Raw genomic sequence first — 23,167 nt, 5'->3', positions numbered from 1 at the left:
ATGGCGGGATACCGAGGGGCTCGTCCCCCGCGGCAGGGCTATCGTAACCCCGCCGCGTGGGACGGCCTCACAGACTCCGGTGATTGGTCACCAGATCGTCACGCGTGCGTCTTCTGCGAGCCACAGAGCGTCGCCGGAGGTCACGTCGAACGCCTCGTAGAAGGCGTCGATGTTGCGCACGATCTGGTTGCAACGGAACTCGTTGGGCGAGTGCGGGTCGATCGTGAGCAGGCGCAGCGTCTCGGCATCGCGGCTCTTCTGCTGCCACACCTGCGCCCACGAGAGCAGCAGGCGCTGCACACCCGTGAGCCCGTCGATCACGGGTGCCTCGGCCCCGTTCAGCGAGAGCTCGTAGGCCTTCAGTGCGATGCCGAGACCGCCGAGGTCGCCGATGTTCTCACCGATCGTGAGAGCGCCGTTGACGTGGTGCTCGGCATCGAGCCCCTCGGGCACCAGCGCGTCGTACTGCGCGATGAGGGCCTTGGTGCGCTCCTCGAACGCCGAGCGGTCGGCATCCGTCCACCAGTCCTCGAGGCGACCGTCGCCGTCGTAACGGCTGCCCTGGTCGTCGAAGCCGTGCCCGATCTCGTGACCGATCACGGCGCCGATCCCGCCGTAGTTGGCGGCCGCGTCGCGGGACGCGTCGAAGAAGGGGTACTGCAGGATCGCGGCCGGGAACACGATCTCGTTCATCGAGGGGTTGTAGTAGGCGTTGACCATCTGCGGCGGCATGTGCCACTCGGTGCGGTCGATGGGCTTGCCGACCTTGTCGATGTTGCGGTCGTGCTCGAAGGTCGAGGCCCGGCGCACGTTGCCGAAGAGGTCGTCGCGGTCGATCTCGAGGGTCGAGTAGTCGCGCCACACCTCGGGGTGCCCGATCTTCGGGGTGAAGGAGTCGAGCTTCGCGAGCGCACGCTCGCGCGTCTCGGCTGTCATCCACTCGAGCTCGGTGATGCTCTGCCGGTAGGCCTCGATGAGGTTCGCGACCAGCTCGTCCATCGCGGCCTTGGCCGTCGCCGGGTAGTGCCGCTCGACGTAGACCTTGCCGATCGCCTCGCCGAGGGCCCCTTCCGTGAGCGAGACGCCGCGCTTCCACCGCTCGCGGAGGGTGGGCACGCCGGTGAGCTGGGTGCCGTAGAAGGAGAAGTTCTCCTCGACCAGGTCGTCGGTGAGGTACGCCGCGGCGGCGTGCACGACCTTGGCGCGCAGCCACGCCTTCCAATCGTCGAGGCGCTCGGCGGTGAGCAGCGTGCCGAGGCCCTCGAAGAAGCTCGGCTGCGAGACGACGACCTCGTCGAAGGCACTCGGGTTCGACGGGGTGACCGCCTCGCGCCACGGCGTCAGATCGACCCCGGCGAGCTCCTGCAGCTCATTCCAGGTCTTGAGGTTGTAGGTGGCGACCGCGTCGCGGCTGCGCACGTTGTCCCAGTGGTGGCCGGCGAGCTCGGTCTCGAGAGCGATCGCACGATCGGCGTTCGCCGCGGCATCCGTGATTCCCGCCAGCGCCAGCAGGCGCTCGAGGTGCGCGCGATACGCCGCACGCGTCTCGGCGAAGGTGTCGAGACGGAAGTAGCTCTCGTCGGGGAGCGAGAGCCCGGCCTGCACCAGCACCGGCACGTAGCGCTCGGGGTTGCCGGGATCGCCGTCGACGTAGAGCCCGATCACGGCGGCGCGGCCGTCGCGGTCGTAGGCGCCGACGGTGCGCAGGAAGGAGGCGACATCGTCGATCGCGTCGATCTCGGCCAGGGTCTCGGCGAGGGGCGCCGTGCCGGCGGCGGCGATGCGCTCGGTGTCCATGAAGCTCGCGAAGAGGTCGCCGATCTTGCGCGCGAGGGTGCCGGGCTCGGCATCCTGCGACTCCTCGATGATGGCTCGAACGTCTTTCTCCGCCTGCTCGGCGAGCAGGTGGAACGACCCCCAGCGAGCCTTGTCGCCGGGGATCTCGGTGCGGTCGAGCCATGCGCCGTTGACGTGGCGATAGAGGTCGTCCTGCGGGCGGATGTCGGAGCTGAACTCGTCGAGGGCAAGGCCCGAAGGAAGCGCATCAGTCATACGCTCCACCCTAGGACGCACCCCCGACATCGTGTCCAGGGCAGGTGCGATTCCGTCACACCGCGTCAGCGTCTGCGCAGTCCGAATCGGCGTCGCCTCGGGGTCTCGGAGGCATTCGCCGCCGCGGCCGCCGCCCGCTCGGCACGGCGTCGCGCCCACGCCTCGACCTCGACCTCCACGTCGCGTGGCTCGGTGACGACGGGCGGTCCGCCCTGGAGCTGCCGACGCGCCTCGCGCACGCGACGGTTGAAGTCATCGAGCACGGAGCGCACGTCGGCTTCGCGCCCGAGCAGATCGAGCTCGGCATCCAATCCCCGATCCTCCGTGCGCAGCAGCAGCGCGGGCGGTCCGAGACCGGTGAGGTTCTCGGTCTCGATCTTCCGGCGGATCCACCAATCGGGATCGTGATGGTCGCCGAGCCCCTCGAGCGGCTTGCCGGCGCCCGGCAGATCGTCGAAGTCGCCGCGTCGGATGGCGACCTGGATCGCCGTCTCGATGAAGGCGGCGCGATCGACGGCCGCGGCGATGCCCGGCGCCGCGCCCTCCTCGTCGTCGATCTCGTGACCGTGGCGACGCGCCTGCTGCCGCGCCCGATAGCGTGCGGCCTCCTCGCGGGGATCCGTCATGACGCTCCGATCTGCTGCATCCGATCTCCCCCAGCCTACGACCGACATCCGCCCGGGTCGCGGGATCGTCGCGACCGCACGTTCGGGAGGAGATCTCCTGCAACGCAGGATGCTTCGGCGATAACGATCCTCCGTTCCGTGAGTTCTCCTCCGTCACTCGCGCGGATCGCCCCCGACCGGGCGTCACCATGTCGGCAGCGGCCAATAGGCTCGGAGGATGACCGCGCGCCGCTCCCTCAACCGAGAGATCCTGCGCCTCGCCGTCCCCGCGCTCGGTGCACTGATCGCCGAGCCGGCGTTCCTCATCGTCGACGCCGCCCTCATCGGCCATCTCGGCACGACGCCCCTCGCCGGCCTCGGCATCGCCGGCGCCGTGCTGCAGACGATCGTCGGCCTGATGGTGTTCCTCGCCTACTCCACGACGCCCGCCGTCGCCCGGCGGTTCGGTGCGGGGCAGCCCGGAGAGGCCGTCAGTGTCGGAATCAACGGCATGTGGCTCGCGCTCGGACTCGGCGCGGTGCTCGCGGTGGTCGGCGCCGTCTCCTCCCCCTGGCTGGTGTCGCTCTTCGGCGCGAGCGAGGCGGTCTCCGCGCAGGCCAACGACTACCTCGTGATCTCGATGTGGGGCCTGCCGGCCATGCTCATCGTGTTCGCGGCCACGGGCCTGCTGCGCGGCCTGCAGAACACGATGACGCCGCTCTGGATCGCGGGCCTCGGCTTCGGCGCGAACGCGCTGCTCAACGTGCTCTTCATCTACGGGCTCGGGTGGGGCATCGCCGGGTCCGCCGCGGGCACGGTCACGGCCCAGTGGGGCATGGTCGGCGCTTACGTACTGGTCGTGCGGCGGCTCGCCGCGAAGCACGACGCCTCGCTGCGGGCGCAGCGCGACGGTCTCACGAGCACCGCGAAGTCGGGCGGATGGCTGTTCCTGCGCACCGTGAGCCTGCGTGTCGCACTGCTCGCCACGGTCGCCGTCGCGACCGCGGTCGGCACCGACGAGCTGGCCGGTTGGCAGATCGTCTTCACGATCTTCTCGGCCGCCGCCTTCGCACTCGACGCGCTCGCCATCGCCGCACAGGCTCTGATCGGCAAGGAGCTCGGCGCCGGTGACGAGCGGCAGGTGCAACGCGTGCTCGGGAGGACGGTCGCGTGGGGTGCCTGGTTCGGGGTGATCGTGGGCGGTGCGATCGCCGCGCTCTCGGGCGTGCTGGGGATCGTCTTCACGGGCGACGCCGAGATCGCCGCCCTCGTGCAGCCCGCGCTGCTCGTGCTCGCGGTCGCGCAGCCGATCGCCGGCGTCGTGTTCGTGCTCGACGGCGTGCTCATGGGCGCGAACGACGCCCGGTACCTGGCGCTCGCGGGAGGACTCACCCTGGTGCCGTTCCTGCCGGCGCTGTGGATCATCTCGGCACTCGGCGTCGATGGATCCGCAGGACTCATCTGGCTGTCCGTCGCCTTCTTCGGCGTCTATCTGCTCGCACGACTCGCCACGCTCGGCTGGCGCGTGCGCTCGGGCCGATGGATGACGGCCGGCGTCTGAGCATGACACTCTGAGGCTTCCCGAACGACGAGGAGAAAGGCGGGGCGTGAACGATCTGCACGAGTGGCCGGGCGACTCCACGACAGTGGAGCGGTGGATGCGGGATTCCCTGCGCCCCGACCCCTCCGAGTTCGAGATCCGCGGGATCGACGACGTGCGCATCTCGAGCACCGTCGACGGGGACGACCTCGAACGGCTCGTCGTCGACGGCACCGGGGTCGCACTCCGGTTGCGGGTACCGAAGCACGACTCCGCGCCCGGGGCATCCGCTCGGCCCGCGGCATCCGCTCCGCCCGCGACCCCCGAGATCGTCGAACGACGCCGAGGCACGGCCCGCACCGTGCGGATGCTCGCGCGCCCCGTCGAGATCGAGGGCATTCCGCTCACGATCGATGTGCAACTCGACGATGCGCCGATCGAATGGCAGGTCTCGGCGTCGCCCGTCGTCGCGCGCCGACCGGAGAGCCGCTACGCCATCGTCCTCGCCGACGACGGCGAGGGCATGCGCGGATCGTTCCTCGCCTCGATGGCCGCCGACGACCTCACGCCGCTCCTCACGGCGATCCTCCGCCCGGCGCTGAAGGCCGGGGGCGCGCGCTTGCGTCATCTCGCGGTCACCGCCGCGCAGGACGGCACCGACGGCATCCGCATCGATGCCGCCGCCGGCGTGCGCTGGCGTCTGATCGGGGCGTCCGCCCGGGGCCGCGCGCGCATCGGTGTCGAGCCCGACGGCGTGGTCACCGTGCGTGATCTGCGGGTCGGAAGCAGGAATCCGTTCGTCGCCCTCGCGTTGCGCGCCGCACGCAAGACGATCCGCGCCGAGATCGGACGGCGCCACAACCTGAACGAGAGCCTCACCGCCGACGGCATGCGGCTTCGCCTGCACGACCTGCGCGTGACGGTCGGCGACGAGATCCGCGTCAGCGCTCGACTGGGGTGATCAGTCCGCGTACCGGCGGCACCACTCGTACATGATCACGGCCGCCGCGGCGCTCGCGTTGATCGAACGCGTCGACCCGTACTGGGTGATCTCGATGTGGGCGGATGCCGCGGCGAGCGCCTCCGCCGACAACCCCGGACCTTCCTGACCGAAGAGCAGCACGCAGCGTTCGGTCAGTTCGGCCTTGTCGACCGGCACCGAACCCTCGACGTTGTCGACGGCGACGATCGGCATGCCCTCGGCTGCCGCCCACGCCGCGAACGTCTCGATGTCTTCGTGGTGCACGACGTGCTGATAGCGGTCGGTGACCATGGCGCCGCGCTTGTTCCACCGGCGGCGTCCGATGATGTGCACGGTGTCGGCGAGGAACGCATTGGCGCTGCGCACGATCGACCCGATGTTCATGTCGTGCTGCCAGTTCTCGATGGCGACGTGGAACGGATGCCGATGCGTGTCGAGTTCGGCGACGATCGCTTCCATCCGCCAGTACCGGTAGCGGTCGATGACGTTGCGGGTGTCGCCGTGCTCGAGGAGCTCGGGGTCGTACTCCTCACCGGTCGGCCACTCAGAAGCCCCTCCGGGCCAGGGCCCGACGCCGTGGGTGGTGCGCTCCGGCGTCTGCTCGTCCATCCCGCCAGGCTATCCGTCGCGGCACCCGGAAGAGATTTCGGTGTGCCTAAATATCCGCTAGGGTTTCGGTGTGCCTAAAAATTCCTCGCTGATCGACGCCCCGGCCACCCGCACCGCGCCACCGCGCAGCCTCTGGTTGCTCGGCCCCGCGCTCGTCGCCGGTGTCGCCTATCTCGACCCGGGCAACGTTGCCAGCAACATGACCGCGGGCGCCCAGTACGGCTACCTGCTCGTCTGGGTCGTGGTCGCGGGAAACGTGATGGCCTGGTTGATCCAGTACCTGTCGGCCAAGCTCGGCGTCGTGACCGGCCAGAGCCTGCCCGAGGTGCTCGGGTCCCGCCTGCGCAACCGCTGGGCCCGGCGCTCCTACTGGTTGCAGGCCGAGCTCGTCGCGATGGCGACCGACCTCGCCGAGATCATCGGCGGCGCGGTCGCCCTCAACCTCCTCTTCAACGTGCCGCTGCTGCTCGGCGGGTTCATCACCGGCGCGGTCTCGATGATCCTGCTCACGGTGCAGAACCGCCGGGGCGCACGTCCCTTCGAGTTCGTGATCATCGCGCTCATGGCGATCATCACGATCGGCTTCGTCGCGGGTGTCTTCGTCGCACCGCCGGACCCGGCGGGTGTCGTCGGCGGCCTCGTCCCCCGCTTCGAGGGAACCGGATCGGTGCTGCTCGCGGCATCCATCCTGGGCGCCACGATCATGCCGCACGCCATCTACGCGCACTCCGCCCTGAGTCGCGACCGGTTCGGCGCCAATCCCCGTCTGGCACCCGCGGATGCCGCGACCGAGGCCGCGCGCACCGAGCCCTCGCGCATCCGCCGCCTGCTCACCGCCACCCGCTGGGACGTCACGATCGCGATGATCATCGCGGGCTCGGTGAACCTCGGCATCCTGCTGCTGGCGGCGGCGAACCTCGCGGGCGTTCCGGGCACCGACTCGCTCGAGGGTGCGCACGCCGCCCTGGCCGCGGGACTCGGTCCGGTGGTCGCCACATTCTTCGCCGTGGGGCTGCTCGCCTCCGGTCTCGCCTCGACGTCCGTCGGTGCGTACGCCGGAGCGGAGATCATGCACGGCCTGCTGCACGTGCGCATCCCGCTGCTCGCGCGCCGACTGATCACGCTGATCCCCGCTCTCGTGATCCTGGGGCTCAACGTCGATCCGACGCTCGCGCTGGTGCTCAGCCAGGTGGTGCTGTCGTTCGGCATCCCGTTCGCCCTCATCCCCCTGGTGGCGCTCACGGCGCAGAAGCGCACGCTGGGAGTGTGGGCGAACCGCGCCTGGACCACCGTCGCCGGGGTCGTCGCCTCGGTGCTGCTGATCGCGCTGAACGCCGCCCTGCTCTGGCTGGTGCTCACGGGGGCCTGAACCGCAGGCGCCCGGGGCGCGGATAGGCTCGATGTCATGTCTGCCGACACCGCCCGCCGCAACGTCCGTCTCCTCAGTTGGATCGGACTCGCGACCGGACTGCTCGGGGGCGTGCTGGTCGCCTTCCCGACCGTCATCGGCCTGGCCAGCCCGTGGGTGCAGCTCGCGCTCGGCATCGCGACGCTGGTGCTGGCGTTCCGCGCCCGCAAGATCGGCATCGCCGAGGTTCCCGACTACGACGGGCGCTTGTCGCTGGCCGGGGCGATCCTCGGATTCCTCGTGATCTTCTTCGCCGGTCAGGCCGCGTTCGGCATCCTGGTCGCCGTCGCCAACTGACCCCGGCCCGGCCCGGAGGGGTGGCCTCACCTAAACTGGTGCGGTGGCATCCCCGGCAGCAGACGACTACCTGAAGACGGTGTACGCGCACACCGAGTGGCAGGACGCCCCGATCACCCCGTCGGTGCTCGCCGGCAAGCTCGGCATCGCCCCCTCGTCGGTCACCGAGATGGTGAAGAAGCTGGCCGCGGCCGGCCTCGTCTCGCACGTGCCCTACGGCGCGGTGCGCCTGACGGATGCCGGAACCCGCCGCGCCCTCGCGATGGTGCGCCGCCACCGGCTGATCGAGACGTGGCTCGTGCAGGAGTTCGGCTACGGCTGGCACGAGGTGCACGACGAGGCCGAGGTGCTGGAGCACACCATCAGCGACCGGCTGCTCGAGGGCATCGACGCCCGCCTCGGGCGCCCGCGTTTCGACCCGCACGGCGATGCGATCCCGGACGCCGACGGCCACGTCGAGCGCGTGCCGTTCGTGCTGCTGGCGGATGCCCCGACCGGTCACACCGGCACGGTGCTGCGCGTCGACGACCGCGACCCGGAGCTGCTGCGCGCCCTCGAATCACTCGGCCTCGACGTGTCGTCGACCGTGCGGGTGACGGCATCCGGCGTCGAGATCGACGGCGCCGAAGTGGAGCTGCCCGACGGTGCGGCCGAGGTGGTCTGGCTCGCGGCCTAGGGCGCGTACGTAGTTTCCACATACTTTCGTTCAGGGAGCGAAACAACCTTTCGACGCTTGTACGATTCGAGCAAACCGGGGGGTTAGTTCTTTGACACAGGATTTCAGCGTCACGCAGTTCGTGCTGTCGACTCAGCGCACGGAACTCGAGGTGTCGGCGCGAGAGCTCGACAACAAGATGGTGGCAGCACACTCATCGGAGACGGGCGTTCGGACGCCCCTCGGCCGTACGACTCTTCGCGAGCTGTTAGAGGGGGCCGTTGGTGAAACACGCGCCCTCGTGCAGCTCGGACAAGACGACATCATGAGCATCGCAGGCCGGATCATGACGCTCGAGACGCAGACGGCCGATCTCGATCTTCGACTCGGTGCAGGCTGGGAGGATCTCCCGCTGTGACCGCGTCACCCAAGGGCTACCCGTTCGAGAGCATCGACTACGACGTGGGCCAGATGAACACCCTTCACGGCCACCTCGAAGACGCGATCGACGAGGTCGAGAGCATGCAGCTCGTGCTGCGAAACCTGACCGACAATCTCGAAGGTCACGGCCAGGCGCTCGACAGGGTGAAGAGCATGGCGAGCGATGTCGCCGCGCAGTTCACTCCCCCGACCGCACGCATCCGACGGATTAAGGGAGTCGTACTCAGGTACGGCCAGGCCGTCGAAGCTCACGGCGGGAAGGCGAATCAACTGATGGTCGACGTCACGGCGGCGCAGACCGCGCTCGATTCCGCGCATACCGAGGTCGTTCTCGCTGAGACCGAGTTGAGTACCTGGACTCGCAGCGACGACTACCGTTCATGGAGCGCGGGCGAAGAGACCGCGACGTCGTCTTCCACTCTGCTCTCGCGCGACGACCGCTTTCGCGAAGCCGTCACGACGGCCCAGGGTACGCGCGATCGCGCTGCCGAGGACCTCGCGGATGCCTGGACGGCGTGGGAGAAGGAATTCGAGGCCTGGGACGATGCGTATGCGCGTGCCGTCGCCTCACTCGCTCGCGTGGATGGCGGGTACGTCAGCACCGCAGATGCCCCCTCGTTGGCTGCGCTCGCGGATGCCGACAGCCCGGAAGAGGTCGCGGCCATCTGGGACTCGATGAGCGAGGCGGAGCGCGCACGCATCGCGGCGTCCTACCCGGAGTTCATCGGGAACCTGGATGGGATTCCGTACGAGTACCGGATCGCCGCCAACGTCGCGGTGCTCGAAGAGGCAAGCAAGACGTCCTGGGGCGAGCCTCGGGATGGGGAGATCGCAGCGTTGCTCTCCGAACTCAAAGACCACGGTGGCGTGCCGATCTCCCTTAACCTCTTCGACAAGAATCAGGGAACTGCGGCGATGCTGTATGTCGACGGATTTTCCTACGATCGCAGTCAGTTCATTGATCCGTTGACAGGGATCACGAACGTGAATGTGCTTCTTGGCGGAATGCTGACGGAACTCGGCCAGTTTGGAAACTGGGGAGACTCGGCTCGCGACTTCAACGATGCCATCAGAGACCAGGGCGGAAGGAGCGCAACGATCGTGTGGTTCGGTTACGACACGCCGAACTATGAAACGGTGGGACTCATGGATCAAGCGATCACCGGGGCCGAATCGCTCACCACGTTCTTGCGCGGCCTCGACCACGCAGCACCACGAGACGCGGTCACCACCGTGGTCGGGCATTCGTATGGCAGCACGACAGCGTTCCTCGCCGTCGGCAGCGCCATCGACAATCTCGGGGTCGACAACCTGATCGCCGTAGGCTCGGCCGGAGTGACGGATCGGCCTTTGGGCGACGACCCTGATGCTCATGTCGACTACTCGGGGACGAATATCTACGCCTCGACGTCTCCGGAAGACATGTGGGCGAAGAAGGGGCGCTGGATCTCGGATGCTGCCGGCCCGTTGCCGGGAGGCTCCCACGCCATCGATCCAGGCAGCATCGACGGTGCCGTCTCCTTTGACTCGAACGGGGGCTACGGTCCGAACCTCGATGGCTCGGAGCCGACACCCGAGCATCACGACGGCATCCCCCTATTGCAGACGCCGGGGCACGGCACACACAGTGAAGGCGACGCGCCGATCGGGTTCACGGGCTTCCCCGGCGGCTACCTGGAGGAAGGATCGGAGTCGTTCGCAAACATTGCGAACATCATGGCGAGCGGTCAACCTCTCACAGAGTCCGGCGGATACGGCAGCGACGACTGGTGGCTGTGGTGACCCACATGACTTCACCACTTCGAAGGATTACGGCGGGCGCACTGCTCGCGGTGACGGGAATGATGACGATGACCGGATGCGGCAGCGAACCGATACCTACTGGCGATGCGTTGTACGCGGAGGCCGAGCAGACCTATTTCGACTATCGAGGCCTGGTGAACGAGCTTCAGCTCGCTCTTCACGACGGCACGTGGGAGGTCGGCCAACTGGGCTCGTACGGCATGCAGCCGCTGCGTTGCGACAACGGAAACGGCTATTACTTCAGTCTGCACCGCAACGTGGTCTTGGACGGAGACAAACGTCAGGACTACGCCGACCTCGCGGAACAGTTCCTCGCCGAACAAGGCTTCTCCCCCGCCCGTGGAACGCTAGGGGCAGACGACCACGACGGCCAACTGATCCAGGTCGTTGTCCGCGATGAGGGCGACTTCGCGATGCTACTCGTTGAGTTCCGCAAGAACGGCAACATCGGAATCAGCGCCGACACCCGCTGTCGCCCGGGCGACTCGTACGAACTCTCAGACCTCCTCTTCGGCGGCGTGTATCTCAGCGAGGGCTATCTACCGATCGATACCGAATCCCCGTCCGACCCCCTGTTCTTCGGCATCACCCCCGGCGACCCCCAGTTCGTCCGTGAGCCATCCCCCACTCCGACCCCCTGAGCGCTCGAGACCCCGGCGCAACACGCTCAGGCGCGCGCAACCCGCTGGCTCTAGGCTGAGCACATGGGACAACACCGCGACGACATCGAATGCTGGCTGACCGACATGGACGGCGTTCTCGTGCACGAGAACACGGCCATCCCCGGCGCGTCCGAGATGCTCGCCGGGTGGGAGCAGAACGAGATCCCCTACCTCGTGCTCACGAACAACTCGATCTTCACCGCGCGCGACCTCTCTGCCCGTCTGCGCGCGAGCGGCCTGGTGGTTCCCGAGGAGCGCATCTGGACCTCGGCGCTCGCGACGGCCGACTTCCTCGCCCAGCAGCTGCCCGGCGGTTCGGCGTTCGTGATCGGCGAGGCCGGCATCCTCACCGCCCTGCACGAGGCCGGGTTCATCATGACCGAGACCAACCCCGACTTCGTCGTCGTCGGCGAGACCCGCAACTACTCGTTCGAGGCGATCACCAAGGCGATCCGCCACATCATCAACGGCTCGCGCTTCATCGTCACCAACCCCGACGCGACCGGCCCCAGCGCCGACGGCGTGCTTCCGGCGACCGGGGCGATCGCGGCTCTGATCACGAAGGCCACCGGCAAGGAGCCCTACGTGGTCGGCAAGCCGAACCCGATGATGTTCCGCTCGGCGCTCAACAAGATCGGCGCGCACTCGAAGAAGACCGGCATGATCGGCGACCGCATGGACACCGACATCGTCGCCGGCATCGAGGCGGGCCTGCACACCGTGCTCGTGCTCACCGGCATCAGCGACCAGGCCGAGATCGAGAAGTACCCGTTCCGTCCCGACGAGATCGTCGACTCGGTCGCCGACCTGCTGCCCACGGTCACCTCGTCGATCCCGACGCTCGACGAGGACTGACATGGGCGTTCTCGACGACGGCGAGCGCCTCACCGCGGCGGATGCTGCGGCCTGGCGCTCGTGGCTCGACGAGAACCACGAACGAACCGCCGGCGTGTGGCTGCTGAGCGTGCGCGGGAGTTCCGGCGACGGCCTCGGCTACGAGGACGCCGTGCGGCACGCGCTCTGCTTCGGCTGGATCGACGGACCGGTGCGCACCTTCGACGGCGTCAACGCGCAGTGGTTCTCGCCGCGCCGCCCGGGCAGCGGCTGGGCGGCGACCAACAAAGCCCGGATCGCGGAACTCGAAGCGGCAGGTCTGCTCGCGCCCGCCGGCATCCGCGTGCTCGACGCCGCCAAGGCGAACGGATCGTGGACGATGCTCGACGGCCCCGAGGCCGGGATCGAGCCGCCCGAGCTGACCACCGCGCTCGATGCCGTGCCGGCCGCGCGCGCGAACTGGGATGCGTTCCCCAAGTCGGTGAAGAAGTTCGGGCTCACGCACATCGCGATGGCCAAGCGCGCCGAGACGCGCGATGCGCGCATCGCCAAGATCGTGGCGGATGCCGCGGAGGGGAAGCGACCGTGAACCAGGGCGACATGCTCTTCCTGGTGCTGATCGTGATCGGGCTCAGCTCGCTCACCCTGGTCATCGTGCAGTTCGTGCGATCACGGCGACGCGGGGGCGACTCCGACGGGCGCGGCGGCAACTGGTGGGAAGGCCCCTGGGACGAAGACCAGCGGCGCTAGAGCCCGCCGCCGACTAGCCCGACGTCGTCAGCGTCAGGCTCGTCACCGCGTCGACCGGCTCCGGCATCCGCAGCGGCCCCTCACCCGGCGTGATCGTGCCGAGGATGCGCGGCGCCCGGGCCCCCGTGCCACCCGGCACGATCGCGGCGACGCCGTGCATCGTGCACCAGCCGATCAGCGCGAAGAGGATCGCCTCCTTGCTGTCGACCGAGGCTCCGAGTTCGTCGGCGAGCACCACGTCGACGCCGGGCAGGGCGGAGCGCAGGCCGTCGAGGATCACCGGGTTGTGGCATCCGCCGCCCGACACGGCGAGGAAGCGGATGCCGGCGGCCGCGACGTCCTGCGCGACGGTGCGCACGGTGAGTTCGGTGAGCGTGCGCACGAGGTCGGCATCGCTGATCTCGCGCTCGGCGACGTGCGCCCGCACGTAGTCGAGGTGGAAGTGCTCCTTGCCGGTGCTCTTCGGCGCCGACAGCGCGTAGTACGGCTCGGCGAGGAGGTCGGCGAGCAGCGCCTCGTCGATCGTTCCGGCGCGGGCGATCGCGGCATCCTCGTCGTAGCCCTTGACGTTGAGGCCCCGGTCGACCACGACCGCATCGACGAGCGCGTTGGCGGGGCCGATGTCGTAGGCCGAGACGCGTCCGTCGGCAACCACCGTCATGTTGGCGATGCCGCCGAGGTTGAGGGCCGCGGCGACCTCACCCCGGCCGCGCAGCAGCAACTCGTCGAGGAACGACACGAGCGGAGCGCCGTGCCCGCCCGCGGTGATGTCGCGGATGCGCACGTCCGACACGACCGGCGCACCGACGGCCTCGGCGATCCAGGCCGGCTGGCCGATCTGCAGGGTGCCGCGGGCGTGATCGCCCTCGACCCAGTGGTAGACGGTCTGGCCATGGGTGCAGACGGCATCCACTCCCCCGACGGATGCCGCAGCCGAGGCGGCGACGTCGGCGAAGGCCTGGCCGATGAGGGTGTCGAGCTCGCACACCTCGGCGAGCGTCGTCTGGTCCGGAGGGAGGGCGGCGACGAGGCGGGCGCGGAGGTCGGGAGCGTACGGCACGCTGTCCTCGTGGAGCACGGTGCCACGCAGGGCGCCGTCGTGCTCGGCAAAGTCGACCACCACCACGTCGATCCCGTCGTGGGAGGTACCCGAGAGCAGTCCGAGTACGCGCATGCGTGCCCCTTTCGTCGTCTTGCTACGAGGGTACGCGGAATTTGTTAGGAGTGCGTACGGATGCCGCTCGCGTGTCGAGACACCACAGGCGTCGCGAGACATCACGGCGCACGTGGTGTCTCGCAAGGAATGTGGCGTCTCGGGTGGGCGCGCGTGCGAACGCCCCGATCGCTGACCGGCCCGGAAGCTAGCGCAGCACGAGCGCCGCGGCGCCGATCAGCGGGCCTTCGTCACCCAGTCCCGAGCGCACGACGCGCGCGCGACGGGAGTACTCGTGCACGGCGCTCGCGGTGAGCGCCTCCTGCACCAGCTCGATGTAATCGGCGGAGACGCGCGAGAAGCCACCGCCGATCGCGACCACGTCGAGGTCGACGAGGGTCGCGGCATCCGCCAGTGCCTCACCGACGGCCTTCGCCGAGCGCTCGATCGCGGCGCGCGCGATCGCGTCTCCGGCGGCCGAGTCGCGCGCCAGATCCTCGCCGGTCGACCCGACCCATCCCTGCTGCTGCGCCCAGGTGACGCTCGCGGGGCCCGACGCGATCTCCTCGAGCGTCAGCCCGCCCTCGCGGCGGATCTGCCCGAGGTGCCCTGCGTTGCCCGAGGCTCCCGGGATGTACGCGCCGTTCACGACGAAGCCTCCGCCGACACCGGTCGAGACGACGATCGAGAGCGAGGCCCGGGCATCCTGCGTCGCACCGCGCCACGATTCGGCGAGCGCGAGCGCGCCGCCGTCGTGACCGAGCACGGTCGGCAGGTCGCGGCCGAGCACGGCGGATGCTTCGCGCCGAACCGCGGCGGCGAGACCGTAGCCGCGCGCCGAGGGCATGTTCACGGGCACGATCGTGCCGCTCGGGCGGTCGACGGGGCCGGCGCTTCCCGCACCCGCGCCGACGAGCTCGGCATCGGCGGGGAGAGCGGCGAGGGCGTGCTGCACGATCGCGGCCACCGCGGCGTCGAACGATTCCGGCGTCGCCTCGCGTCCGGTCGCCTGGCGGCTGCGGGAGCCGTCGACGAGCGTGCCGTCCTCGGAGACGAGGGCGGCCTCCATCTTCGTGCCGCCGACGTCGACGGCGAGGGCGTAGCGGGTCACTGGGGGTCGAGTCCGAGGTCGTCGAGGTCGAAGGCGGCGCGCCATTCGAGACCCTCGGCCTCGATGGCGGCCTGGGCTCCGGTCTTGCGGTCGACGATCACGGCGACGGCGACGACCTCGGCACCCTCCTTGCGGAGCGCTTCGACCGCCTTGAGTGCCGACTGGCCGGTGGTCGAGGTGTCTTCGAGCACGACGACGCGCTTGCCCGCGACATCCGCTCCCTCGATCTGACGACCGCGACCGTGGTCCTTGGGCTCCTTACGCACGACGAACGCGTCGACAGGACGCTCGGCCGCGACGGAGGCGTGCAGCACCGAGTTCGCGATCGGGTCGGCGCCGAGCGTGAGCCCGCCGACGGCGACCACGTCGAGGTCGGCGATCAGGTCGAGCATGATGCGGCCGATGGCGGGGGCGGCGCGATGATCGAGCGTGAGCTTGCGCATGTCGACGTAGTACGTCGCCTTCTTGCCGCTGGAGAGGGTGAAGTCGCCGTGGAACACCGCCTCGTCCGTGATGAGGGCGAGGAGGTTCTGGCGGTCTGCGTCGAGTGCGGTCACGGCATCCAGTGTAGGAGAGTCGCGCTCTGACTGCGCTGTCAGATGTCGTCGGGGCGTCATCTGCGTGTCGCGGGCCGCAGATCGCGTGTCCGAGGCCGCAACTAGGCTGGACGCATGCGCTTGGCCACCTGGAACGTCAACTCCATCCGTACCCGTGTCGCCCGCACCGTCGAATTCGCCGTTCGCGAAGACATCGACGTGCTCGCGATGCAGGAGATCAAGTGCAAACCCGAGCAGTTCCCCTACGGGCCGTTCGAAGAGGCCGGCTACCAGGTCGAGGTGCACGGCCTCAACCAGTGGAACGGCGTCGCGATCGCGAGCCGCCTGCCGATGAGCGACGTGCGCACCGGGTTCGACGGCATGCCCGGCTTCGCGAAGGGTCACGAGGGTCCGGATGCCCCGCTCGAGGCGCGCGCGCTGGGCGTGATGGTCGACGGCGTACGGGTGTGGAGTCTCTACGTGCCCAACGGTCGCTCGCTCGACGACCCGCACTACGCCTACAAGCTGCACTGGCTCGCGGCGCTGAAGAACTCGACCGCGGCCGAGCTCGCGGCGAACCCCGCCCTGCCGCTCGCGCTGGTCGGTGACTTCAACATCATCCCGTTCGACACCGACAACGGAGACCCCGACATCGTCGAGGGCGTATCCACCCACGTCTCCCCCGCCGAGCGCGCCGCGTTCTTCGCGATGGCGGATGCCGGGCTCACCGACGTCGTGCGCCCGATCCTCCCCGAGGGCTACACCTACTGGGACTACCAGCGCCTCAAGTTCCCCCGCAACGAGGGCATCCGCATCGACTTCATCCTCGGCTCCCGCACGCTCGCCGACGCGGTCACGGGTGCCTCGATCCACCGCGACGAGCGCAAGGGCGAGCAGCCCAGCGACCATGTGCCGGTCGTCGCCGACATCGACCTCGGGGGCGCGGACGACGACGACGATCTGCCGATGATCTTCTCGTGACGCTCCACCCATGACGCTCCGGCTGATCGCCACCGATCTCGACGGCACCCTGCTCGACTCGACCTCGTCGGTCACGCCCCGCACGCGGGCGGCGCTCGACGCGGCGCGGGCCCGCGGCATCCACGTCGTTCCGGTCACGGCGCGCCAGCCGATCGGCCTGCGTGCGATCGCCGGCGACGCCGACTTCCGCGAGTGGGCGCTCTGCAGCAACGGCGCCTACGCCACGCACCTGACCGACGGGCGGATGCTGTTCGCCGAAGAGCTGCCGGCCGAGACCATCCGCACGCTGGCCGAGGCGCTGCGCGCGAGCGTGCCCGGGCTGCTGTTCGCGAGTGTGCGCGAGGGCGGCGAGACCTTCGTCGCCCAGGAGGGGTACGCGGCGATCGCCGACCTCTCCGACCACAAGCGCGACCCGAAGACCATGGGCGGGGTGCCGCTCGATCAGGTGCTCGACGCCCCGAGTCTCAAGTTCGTGATCCGGCATCCGGAGCTCGCGCCGTCGGTCCTGTTCGACGCGCTGACCTCGCTGGGCCTCACCGGGTTCGAGGCGACGCTGTCGGGTGCACCGTTCGTCGAGGTGATGGCCGAGGGCGTCACCAAGGCCACCGGCCTCGCCCGTCTCTGCGCCCACCTCGGCGTCGACCGCGCCGACGTGATGGCTTTCGGCGATGCGCTCAACGACGTCGAGATGCTGCGCTGGGCCGGGCACGGCGTCGCGATGGCCGACGCGGATGCCGTCGTGCAGGATGCCGCCGACGAGATCGGCGCCTCGAACGATGACGACGGGGTTGCGCGGGTGGTGGAGCGGGTGCTGGCAGCAGGTTAGTCAGCCAGACTCGTCGCCATCGCGTTCGCCCGGAAGGATGACCTGCGTACGCACACTGAAGCCGAACTGCATCCCGTCGCAACCGTAGAGGAAGAAGTCACCCCAACCGATGCTGCCGAACAGGCCCGAGTCCGCATAGATACTGAAGGACCCCTCGGCGGAAGAGATCTGTAGTTCCCCTTCGCTGAGGAACTCCCAGTCGGCCCACCCAGTGAGCGATTCCCCTTCGAAGTCGATACAGCCAGGTTCTGACTCTCCATCCCAGGCGCCCGAGGGAAAGTCCTCCAACATCGCCGTGCCGTCCTCGTGCACCGTCAGCCGAGCCGACTGAATTGGGGCCATGTCGGGAGCGTTCGAAGCCGACCACACGATCGGGAAGACGAACTTACCCTCGAACGGACTCTGCTCGGTGCATCCAGATAGAGCAAGAGTGGCCGCGACACCGATTCCGATTGCAGCCGCTACTCGTGTTCTCCTTCGAATGCTCATTCGAACCTGCCTCTAGACAGGTGATTGACGTTCGACTTCCCCAGCATGCTGATGAAAAGAAAGATGAACGAGCCGAGCGCGAGGAGTGGGCCGCCGAACCCGAGGATCAGAGTCACCGCGCTCCCCTCCTGCGGACCCGGGAAGTCGAGCTCGCTATAGACACCACTGAGCCACAGGGCGATGCCGCAGACGCTTCCGAATGCGCCGCAGGTGAGCCACAGGCGGGTCGCCCAGAGCGAAGACAGGGTGGCGTGTCCGCGCGTCAGCAGCGCGAGACCGAAGCAGAATGTGCAGCCCAGGATGGCGAAACCCAGGGCGTTGGGCAGAGTCGAAAGGTTGCCGGGCGGGATCTCATTCCAGCGCGGCGCTCCCCGGAGGAGCATCTCGATACCTACCGGCACCGCGAACCCAGCGATGCCGAGGAGCCACCATCCGGCCATCTCTCGAAGAGTCACCCTCCGCGCCCGCTCACTTGCTTCTGAGGCATTGTCGCCGCCGCATCGCCACCGTCACCGCCTTGCCAATCGTCAGAGGGAACGTCAGACGATGATGTCGATCAGATTGAACACGCCCAAACCTATCGCGACGACCCCGACAAAGATGCTCCACCTCGGAGCAGTACGGGGATATACAGACATGTCCGCAACCGCGCCGCCATAGAACTTCTCGAGAAGCGCGTGGATCGCGCGATACGCGCGCTTGCGATACGCAATCAAAGCAACGCCAAACAACACCAATATCGTGCCAACGACAGCATCGAGCATCATCTGTCAAGCTCCTTCAAGCGGGCGCCCTTTCACCTAGAATCTCGATAGAACACGACAGTCGTCGTCGAGTCGACGAAGTCTGGGACTTCGAGGTAGAAGTTAAGTGTGAGCCGACCGTCGCCTTCGATAAACAGGGACGCTGAGGGGCTATATCCGGAACACACTTCCGACGGGAAGAAAATCGTCATCGACGCTCCACTACCCTCGTGAAGCACCCATCGCCCTTCCAGCGAAACGGTGTCGTCCCACGACACATCGGCGGCTGACTTCGCTTGCGGGACGCCGCATGCGAGGTTGAGAGGCCATTGCTCCGCGTGGTACGTGCCATCGGCAAGAACGACCAGCTCGAAATCAGCAGGGGCACCTCCGGCTCGCCAGCTTCCCACCACGTCGGCATCCGTGACTTCAGTAACCGGGTTCGCTTCTGAAGCGCAGCCGGTAAGGCCCACCGTGAGGAGAATCGACAGCGCCCAGGGCATCGGTTGCACAAGTCTCAGCATGCCCGAAATATCAGCGGCGCGAGGTTTGAAGCACATACCAGTTTGGAGAACCGTCGCAAACGGGCTGAGCCAGAGAGCTCCAGTCGTATCCATCGAACCGACCAGGGTACGGAACGAGGAGGGCGTCGCCCTTAGCGGTACGTACAAAAAGAGACTCATCGGGGCCGACGTCCCAGCGAGCCTCACCGGAGAACTCCGAATAACCGGTTGACATGCAGCCCTCGCCGTCGACATTAGCGATCTCCCCAATGTAGACGCGAGAAAGATCGGCCGTATGATCCTCACTGAGAGTAATCGAAGACCCCTCGAGCGCCGACTCTCCGCTCGAGTAGCCTTGCGCTGGGCTCCACGTAGCCGGAAAGACCACCTGACTTCCCGGGCCTTCACTTTCGCCTGTTGCTCGGGCGACAATAAGCGCCGCGGCGCCAACAAGCACTAGCGCGCCGCAAACCGCAACGGCACCTATTCCCCAACCACGCAATGCTACCGACATGAAATTTCCCGCAATTCTCGACCAAGAAATCGTAGTACTGCTTACTTGTCAAGTTCTCCCCAAACCTCTCATACAACCGGAGGAACCGGTGTCAACGGGTGTTCTTGATCCGGCGACGAGTCTCTCGCGCGGGGTGCTTCGACAGGCTCAGCAACCCAACTAAAGCGGCATCAGCCGCGAGAAAACCCGGACGGGAGGGGTTCACTGTGAGCGTGTCGGGCCGCGACGCGCCGCGGCACCCGCTCTTCGTCTCCGTTTTCTCGCCGGGCGACTCGCATGACCGGCATCCGCCGCACGGGGGATGCCGGGGCCCCGCGCCGCGCCCTACGGTGGAGGGATGCCCGCCGAGTTCCACCGCACACCCACCGCGCGCGAGCGGCGCAGCGATCTGCTGCTCGCCGCCGTGCTGTTCGTGGGCGCGATCCTCAGCGCCGCGCTCTCGTCGATCTCGCAGATCTACGGCGACGAGCAGGCCGAGCTGTGGACCGCCCTCGTCTACGCCGTGATCATCACCGCTCCGCTGGCGTTCCGGCGGCGCTACCCGGCCGCGGTCGCGATCGTCGTCTCCGCCGCGTACTTCGCGGCCGTCACCATCCGGGTGCCGGAGATCTACGTCGGCAACATCGCGATGTTCATCGGCATCTACACGGCGGGCGCCTGGATGAACAACCGCCGTGCGGCGATGCTCGTGCGCATCGGCATCATCGTCGGCATGTTCGCGTGGCTGCTGATCACGATGTACCGCGACGCGATCAGCCAGGCCGACGAAGCCGAGGTCATCGCGGGCGCCATGTCGCCCTACGTCGCCTTCATGATGCTGCAGATCCTACTCAACCTCCTCTACTTCGGCGGGGCCTATTACTTCGGCGAGCGCTCGTGGATCTCGGCATCCGAGCGTTCGGTGCTCGAGCAGCGCACCGCCGAACTCGAGCGCGAGCGCGAGGTGACGGCGGCGCAGGCCGTCGCGCTCGACCGCGTGCGCATCGCCCGCGAACTGCACGACGTCGTCGCCCATCACGTGTCGGTCATGGGCGTGCAGGCGGGGGCTGCGCGGCTCGTGATCGACCAGGATGCCGAACGCGCGAAGGAGCTCCTCGCCGGAGTGGAGGGATCGGCGCGCGATGCGATCGGCGAGCTGCGCCAGCTGCTCGAGACCCTGCGCGCCCCGGGCGGCGAGAGCTCCGACCCCGCCTCGACGGTCGGACTCGACGACATCCGCGAACTGGTCGAGGCGTCGACCGAGGCGGGACTGCCGACGGATTACACCGTGATCGGCGAACCAGTCGACGTGCCCTCCCTCGTCGCGGTGAACCTCTACCGCATCACCCAGGAGTCGCTCACCAACGCCCGTCGTCACGCCGGAGTCGGCGCCACCGCCGACGTGCGCGTGCGCTACGACGACGCGGGCGTCGAGGTCGAGGTCGTCAACACCGGCCGCATGGTCGGCCAGTTGCGACCGGGCCTCGGGCAGTTGGGCATGCGCGAGCGCGCGATCGCCTCGGGCGGCACGATCGAGGTGACGCCGCGCCCCCTCGGCGGACTCCGCGTGCGGGCGCGGGTGCCGCTGAAGGTCGCACCCGCCGCCGCATCTCGCCCGACCGCGAAGGCCGTGAGGATGCCCGAATGACCGACACCCCGATCCGCGTGCTCCTCGTCGACGACCACGCGATGCTGCGCGCGGGATTCCGCACGATCCTCGGCACCCAGCCCGACATCGAGATCGTGGGCGAGGCCGCGACCGGAGCGGATGCCGTCGCCCAGGCCGCCGCGCTGCGCCCCGACGTCATCACGATGGACGTGCAGATGCCCGACATGGACGGCATCGAGGCGACCCGCCGCATCGTCGCCGACCCCGACATCACCGCGGCCATCGCGATCGTCACCACCTTCGACCGCGACGACTACCTCTACCAGGCGCTGGATGCCGGAGCGAGCGGGTTCCTGCTCAAGAACGCCGGCCCCGAAGACCTCATCGCCGCCGTGCGCGCGCTGGCCGCGGGCGACGGGATGCTGGCGCCCGAGGTGACCCGTCGCGTGCTCGCCCGATTCGCCGGATCGGCGCCCGCCGCGGCGCCGGCGCCGGTCGCGATGGCCGAGCCGTCGCCCCCGCGCACCGCCCCCGCGCCCGTCGCGCTGGCCGAGCCGTTCACCGAGCGGGAGGCCGAGGTGCTGACCCTCCTCGCCGATGCCCGCAGCAACGCCGAGATCGCCGCCACCCTCTTCATCGGTGAGGCGACCGTGAAGACCCACGTGTCGCGCATCCTGCAGAAGCTCGGTGCCCGGGATCGCGTGCAGGCCGTGGTGCTCGCGCACCGCCTCGGGCTCGCCTGAAACGCTCCCTCCTGACGACAGCGGGTGCCGGCATCGGGCGATAGCCTCGGATCCATGTCCGCCGACGCGTCCGCCGCATCCGCCGCGCCCCCTGCCCCGCTCTCGCGCCCGATCCTCGCGGGCATCGTCACGGCGCTCGTCGGCTTCACCAGCTCGTTCGCGGTCGTGCTCACCGGACTCTCGGCGGTGGGAGCATCCGCCGCCCAGGCCGCCAGCGGCCTGCTCGCCGCCAGCCTCACCATGGGACTCGCGTGCATCGTGCTCGCCTGGCGCTATCGGATGCCGATCACCGTCGCGTGGTCGACGCCCGGCGCCGCTCTGCTCGCCGCGACCGGCACCACGGCGGGCGCCATCGAGGGCGGCTGGCCCGCCGCCGTCGGCGCGTTCCTCGTCACGGCGGCGCTCATCCTGCTCACCGCGCTGTGGCCGGCCCTCGGCGGATTCATCGCGCGCATCCCCGCGTCGATCGCGCAGGCGATGCTCGCGGGTGTGCTGCTGCCGCTCTGCCTCGCCCCCATCACCGGAATCGTCGAGAACCCCTGGGGCGTCGTGCCGGTCGTGACGACCTGGCTGATCGTCGCCCGGCTCGCGCCGCGCTGGGCGGTTCCGGTCGCGTTCCTCGCCGCGGCGGTGGTCGTGGCCGTCGAGCTCGTACGTCAGGGCACGGCGATCGATCCGGGCATCCTGCTCCCCCGCGTCGAACTCACCGCCCCCACCTTCACGGTCGGCGCGATCGTGGGCCTGGCGCTGCCCCTCTTCATCGTCACGATGGCGTCGCAGAACGTTCCGGGCGTCGCGATCATGCGCAGCTTCGGCTACGAGGTGCCGTGGCGGCCGGCGATGCTCGTCACCGGACTCGGCACGGCGATCGGCGCTCCCGCGGGCGGGCACGCGATCAACCTCGCCGCGATCAGCGCCGCCCTCGCCGCCTCTCCCGACGCAGACCCCGACCCGAAGCGCCGCTGGGTCGCCGGCGTCTCGACCGGGGCCTCGTATCTCGTGCTCGGCGCCGCCTCCGCCGCGTTCGCGGCCCTCGTACTGCTCGCGCCCGCCGCCGTCATCCCCGCCGTCGCGGGGCTCGCCCTCTTCGCAGCCTTCGGCTCGGCCGTGCAGCAGGCCATCGACGATCCGGGCGAGCGACTGCCGGCCGTGGTCACCTTCCTCGTCGCGGCATCCGGCATCTCCGTGCTCGGCGTCAGCGCCGCGTTCTGGGCGCTGGTGGCCGGACTCGTCGTGCGCACGGTTCTGCACAGCGCGCGGCGGTAGCGCGGGCCGATCATCCGCGCGGTGGATGCCCGACAATCCCCCACAGGGGGGATGCCGTGGCATCGGCCCCGTCCCT

Annotated in this window: 26 protein-coding genes; 16 read left to right on the top strand and 10 right to left on the bottom strand. The window is 68.8% G+C overall.

What is annotated here, in order from left to right; translation table 11 throughout:
• Positions 1-87: 87 nt before the first annotated feature.
• A complete protein-coding gene (locus tag KZC52_RS12620; RefSeq protein ID WP_247624392.1) occupies positions 88-2,052 on the bottom strand; it encodes a M13 family metallopeptidase in 1,965 nt (654 codons plus the stop codon).
• 65 nt (positions 2,053-2,117) lie between these two features.
• Positions 2,118-2,678: a DnaJ family domain-containing protein gene (locus tag KZC52_RS12615; protein WP_247624391.1), complete on the bottom strand. Its 561-nt coding sequence runs from the start codon at positions 2,676-2,678 to the stop codon at positions 2,118-2,120.
• Between the two features lie 217 nt (positions 2,679-2,895).
• Here KZC52_RS12615 and KZC52_RS12610 point away from each other — a divergent pair, with 217 nt between their 5' ends.
• On the top strand, positions 2,896-4,218 hold the full coding sequence (locus KZC52_RS12610) for an MATE family efflux transporter (protein ID WP_247624390.1): 1,323 nt from the start codon (positions 2,896-2,898) through the stop codon (positions 4,216-4,218).
• 46 nt (positions 4,219-4,264) lie between these two features.
• Positions 4,265-5,158: a hypothetical protein gene (locus KZC52_RS12605; RefSeq protein WP_247624389.1), complete on the top strand. Its 894-nt coding sequence runs from the start codon at positions 4,265-4,267 to the stop codon at positions 5,156-5,158.
• Here KZC52_RS12605 and KZC52_RS12600 read toward each other — a convergent pair whose 3' ends face one another.
• Entirely contained in the window at positions 5,159-5,788 is a 630-nt protein-coding gene (locus tag KZC52_RS12600) for a TrmH family RNA methyltransferase (protein ID WP_247624388.1), read from the bottom strand. It abuts the gene before it with no gap.
• A gap of 70 nt (positions 5,789-5,858) precedes the next feature.
• On the opposite strand from KZC52_RS12600, the gene KZC52_RS12595 reads away from it, so the two are divergent.
• From KZC52_RS12595 to KZC52_RS12555, 9 genes are all read left to right on the top strand, one after another.
• On the top strand, positions 5,859-7,157 hold the full coding sequence (locus tag KZC52_RS12595) for an Nramp family divalent metal transporter (protein WP_247624387.1): 1,299 nt from the start codon (positions 5,859-5,861) through the stop codon (positions 7,155-7,157).
• 36 nt (positions 7,158-7,193) lie between these two features.
• The gene (locus KZC52_RS12590) at positions 7,194-7,493 is read left to right on the top strand and encodes a hypothetical protein (protein ID WP_247624386.1); all 300 of its coding nucleotides are present in this window, start codon (positions 7,194-7,196) and stop codon (positions 7,491-7,493) included.
• A gap of 43 nt (positions 7,494-7,536) precedes the next feature.
• A complete protein-coding gene (locus KZC52_RS12585) occupies positions 7,537-8,169 on the top strand; it encodes a metal-dependent transcriptional regulator (RefSeq protein ID WP_247624385.1) in 633 nt (210 codons plus the stop codon).
• Positions 8,170-8,260: 91 nt separating this feature from the next.
• Entirely contained in the window at positions 8,261-8,566 is a 306-nt protein-coding gene (locus KZC52_RS12580; protein ID WP_247624384.1) for a hypothetical protein, read from the top strand.
• Positions 8,563-10,371, top strand: a complete 1,809-nt coding sequence (locus KZC52_RS17600; RefSeq protein ID WP_247624383.1) for an alpha/beta hydrolase — start codon at positions 8,563-8,565, stop codon at positions 10,369-10,371. Before KZC52_RS12580 ends, KZC52_RS17600 begins: the two co-directional genes overlap by 4 nt.
• Positions 10,359-11,033: a hypothetical protein gene (locus tag KZC52_RS12570; RefSeq protein ID WP_247624382.1), complete on the top strand. Its 675-nt coding sequence runs from the start codon at positions 10,359-10,361 to the stop codon at positions 11,031-11,033. The genes KZC52_RS17600 and KZC52_RS12570 overlap by 13 nt, the downstream gene beginning before the upstream one ends.
• Positions 11,034-11,096: 63 nt before the next feature.
• Positions 11,097-11,909 (top strand): HAD-IIA family hydrolase, encoded by an 813-nt coding sequence (locus tag KZC52_RS12565; protein WP_247624381.1) that lies wholly within the window; start codon positions 11,097-11,099, stop codon positions 11,907-11,909.
• A 1-nt stretch (position 11,910) separates the two neighbouring features.
• Positions 11,911-12,477: a YdeI/OmpD-associated family protein gene (locus tag KZC52_RS12560; protein ID WP_247624380.1), complete on the top strand. Its 567-nt coding sequence runs from the start codon at positions 11,911-11,913 to the stop codon at positions 12,475-12,477.
• Entirely contained in the window at positions 12,474-12,638 is a 165-nt protein-coding gene (locus tag KZC52_RS12555; RefSeq protein WP_247624379.1) for a hypothetical protein, read from the top strand. Before KZC52_RS12560 ends, KZC52_RS12555 begins: the two co-directional genes overlap by 4 nt.
• A gap of 13 nt (positions 12,639-12,651) precedes the next feature.
• Here KZC52_RS12555 and KZC52_RS12550 read toward each other — a convergent pair whose 3' ends face one another.
• The 3 genes from KZC52_RS12550 to pyrE all read right to left on the bottom strand — a co-directional run bounded on the left by KZC52_RS12550 (position 12,652) and on the right by pyrE (position 15,459).
• Positions 12,652-13,812 carry an anhydro-N-acetylmuramic acid kinase gene (locus tag KZC52_RS12550; RefSeq protein WP_247624378.1) on the bottom strand — a complete coding sequence of 387 codons (1,161 nt, stop codon included), beginning with the start codon at positions 13,810-13,812 and terminating at the stop codon, positions 12,652-12,654.
• Positions 13,813-13,999: 187 nt separating this feature from the next.
• Positions 14,000-14,902 (bottom strand): ROK family protein, encoded by a 903-nt coding sequence (locus KZC52_RS12545; protein ID WP_247624377.1) that lies wholly within the window; start codon positions 14,900-14,902, stop codon positions 14,000-14,002.
• Positions 14,899-15,459, bottom strand: coding sequence for an orotate phosphoribosyltransferase (gene pyrE / locus KZC52_RS12540; RefSeq protein ID WP_247624376.1), 561 nt, complete (start codon positions 15,457-15,459; stop codon positions 14,899-14,901). The genes KZC52_RS12545 and pyrE overlap by 4 nt, the downstream gene beginning before the upstream one ends.
• 114 nt (positions 15,460-15,573) lie before the next feature.
• Between pyrE and KZC52_RS12535 the strand changes: the two genes are divergently transcribed.
• On the top strand, positions 15,574-16,419 hold the full coding sequence (locus KZC52_RS12535; RefSeq protein WP_247624375.1) for an exodeoxyribonuclease III: 846 nt from the start codon (positions 15,574-15,576) through the stop codon (positions 16,417-16,419).
• 10 nt (positions 16,420-16,429) lie between these two features.
• Entirely contained in the window at positions 16,430-17,245 is an 816-nt protein-coding gene (locus KZC52_RS12530; RefSeq protein ID WP_247624374.1) for a Cof-type HAD-IIB family hydrolase, read from the top strand.
• On the opposite strand, the gene KZC52_RS12525 is transcribed toward KZC52_RS12530, so the two are convergent.
• The 4 genes from KZC52_RS12525 to KZC52_RS12510 form a co-directional block, all read right to left on the bottom strand.
• Positions 17,246-17,734, bottom strand: a complete 489-nt coding sequence (locus KZC52_RS12525) for a hypothetical protein (protein ID WP_247624373.1) — start codon at positions 17,732-17,734, stop codon at positions 17,246-17,248.
• A complete protein-coding gene (locus KZC52_RS12520; protein ID WP_247624372.1) occupies positions 17,731-18,174 on the bottom strand; it encodes a hypothetical protein in 444 nt (147 codons plus the stop codon). Before KZC52_RS12520 ends, KZC52_RS12525 begins: the two co-directional genes overlap by 4 nt.
• 99 nt (positions 18,175-18,273) lie before the next feature.
• Positions 18,274-18,501, bottom strand: a complete 228-nt coding sequence (locus KZC52_RS12515; RefSeq protein ID WP_247624371.1) for a hypothetical protein — start codon at positions 18,499-18,501, stop codon at positions 18,274-18,276.
• 29 nt (positions 18,502-18,530) lie between these two features.
• Complete coding sequence (locus tag KZC52_RS12510; RefSeq protein WP_247624370.1) at positions 18,531-19,094, bottom strand: hypothetical protein; 564 nt, start codon at positions 19,092-19,094, stop codon at positions 18,531-18,533.
• Between the two features lie 737 nt (positions 19,095-19,831).
• On the opposite strand from KZC52_RS12510, the gene KZC52_RS12505 reads away from it, so the two are divergent.
• The 3 genes from KZC52_RS12505 to KZC52_RS12495 are packed head-to-tail and all read left to right on the top strand — an operon-like array spanning position 19,832 to position 23,091.
• Entirely contained in the window at positions 19,832-21,121 is a 1,290-nt protein-coding gene (locus KZC52_RS12505) for a sensor histidine kinase (RefSeq protein ID WP_247624369.1), read from the top strand.
• Entirely contained in the window at positions 21,118-21,825 is a 708-nt protein-coding gene (locus KZC52_RS12500) for a response regulator (protein WP_247624368.1), read from the top strand. The genes KZC52_RS12505 and KZC52_RS12500 overlap by 4 nt, the downstream gene beginning before the upstream one ends.
• A gap of 54 nt (positions 21,826-21,879) precedes the next feature.
• The gene (locus KZC52_RS12495) at positions 21,880-23,091 is read left to right on the top strand and encodes a benzoate/H(+) symporter BenE family transporter (RefSeq protein WP_247624367.1); all 1,212 of its coding nucleotides are present in this window, start codon (positions 21,880-21,882) and stop codon (positions 23,089-23,091) included.
• The last annotated feature ends 76 nt before the right edge of the window (positions 23,092-23,167 follow it).

The sequence above is a fragment of the Microbacterium galbinum genome, assembly GCF_023091225.1.
Lineage (GTDB): Bacteria > Actinomycetota > Actinomycetes > Actinomycetales > Microbacteriaceae > Microbacterium > Microbacterium galbinum.
This window is presented reverse-complemented; position numbering and strand designations above follow the sequence as displayed.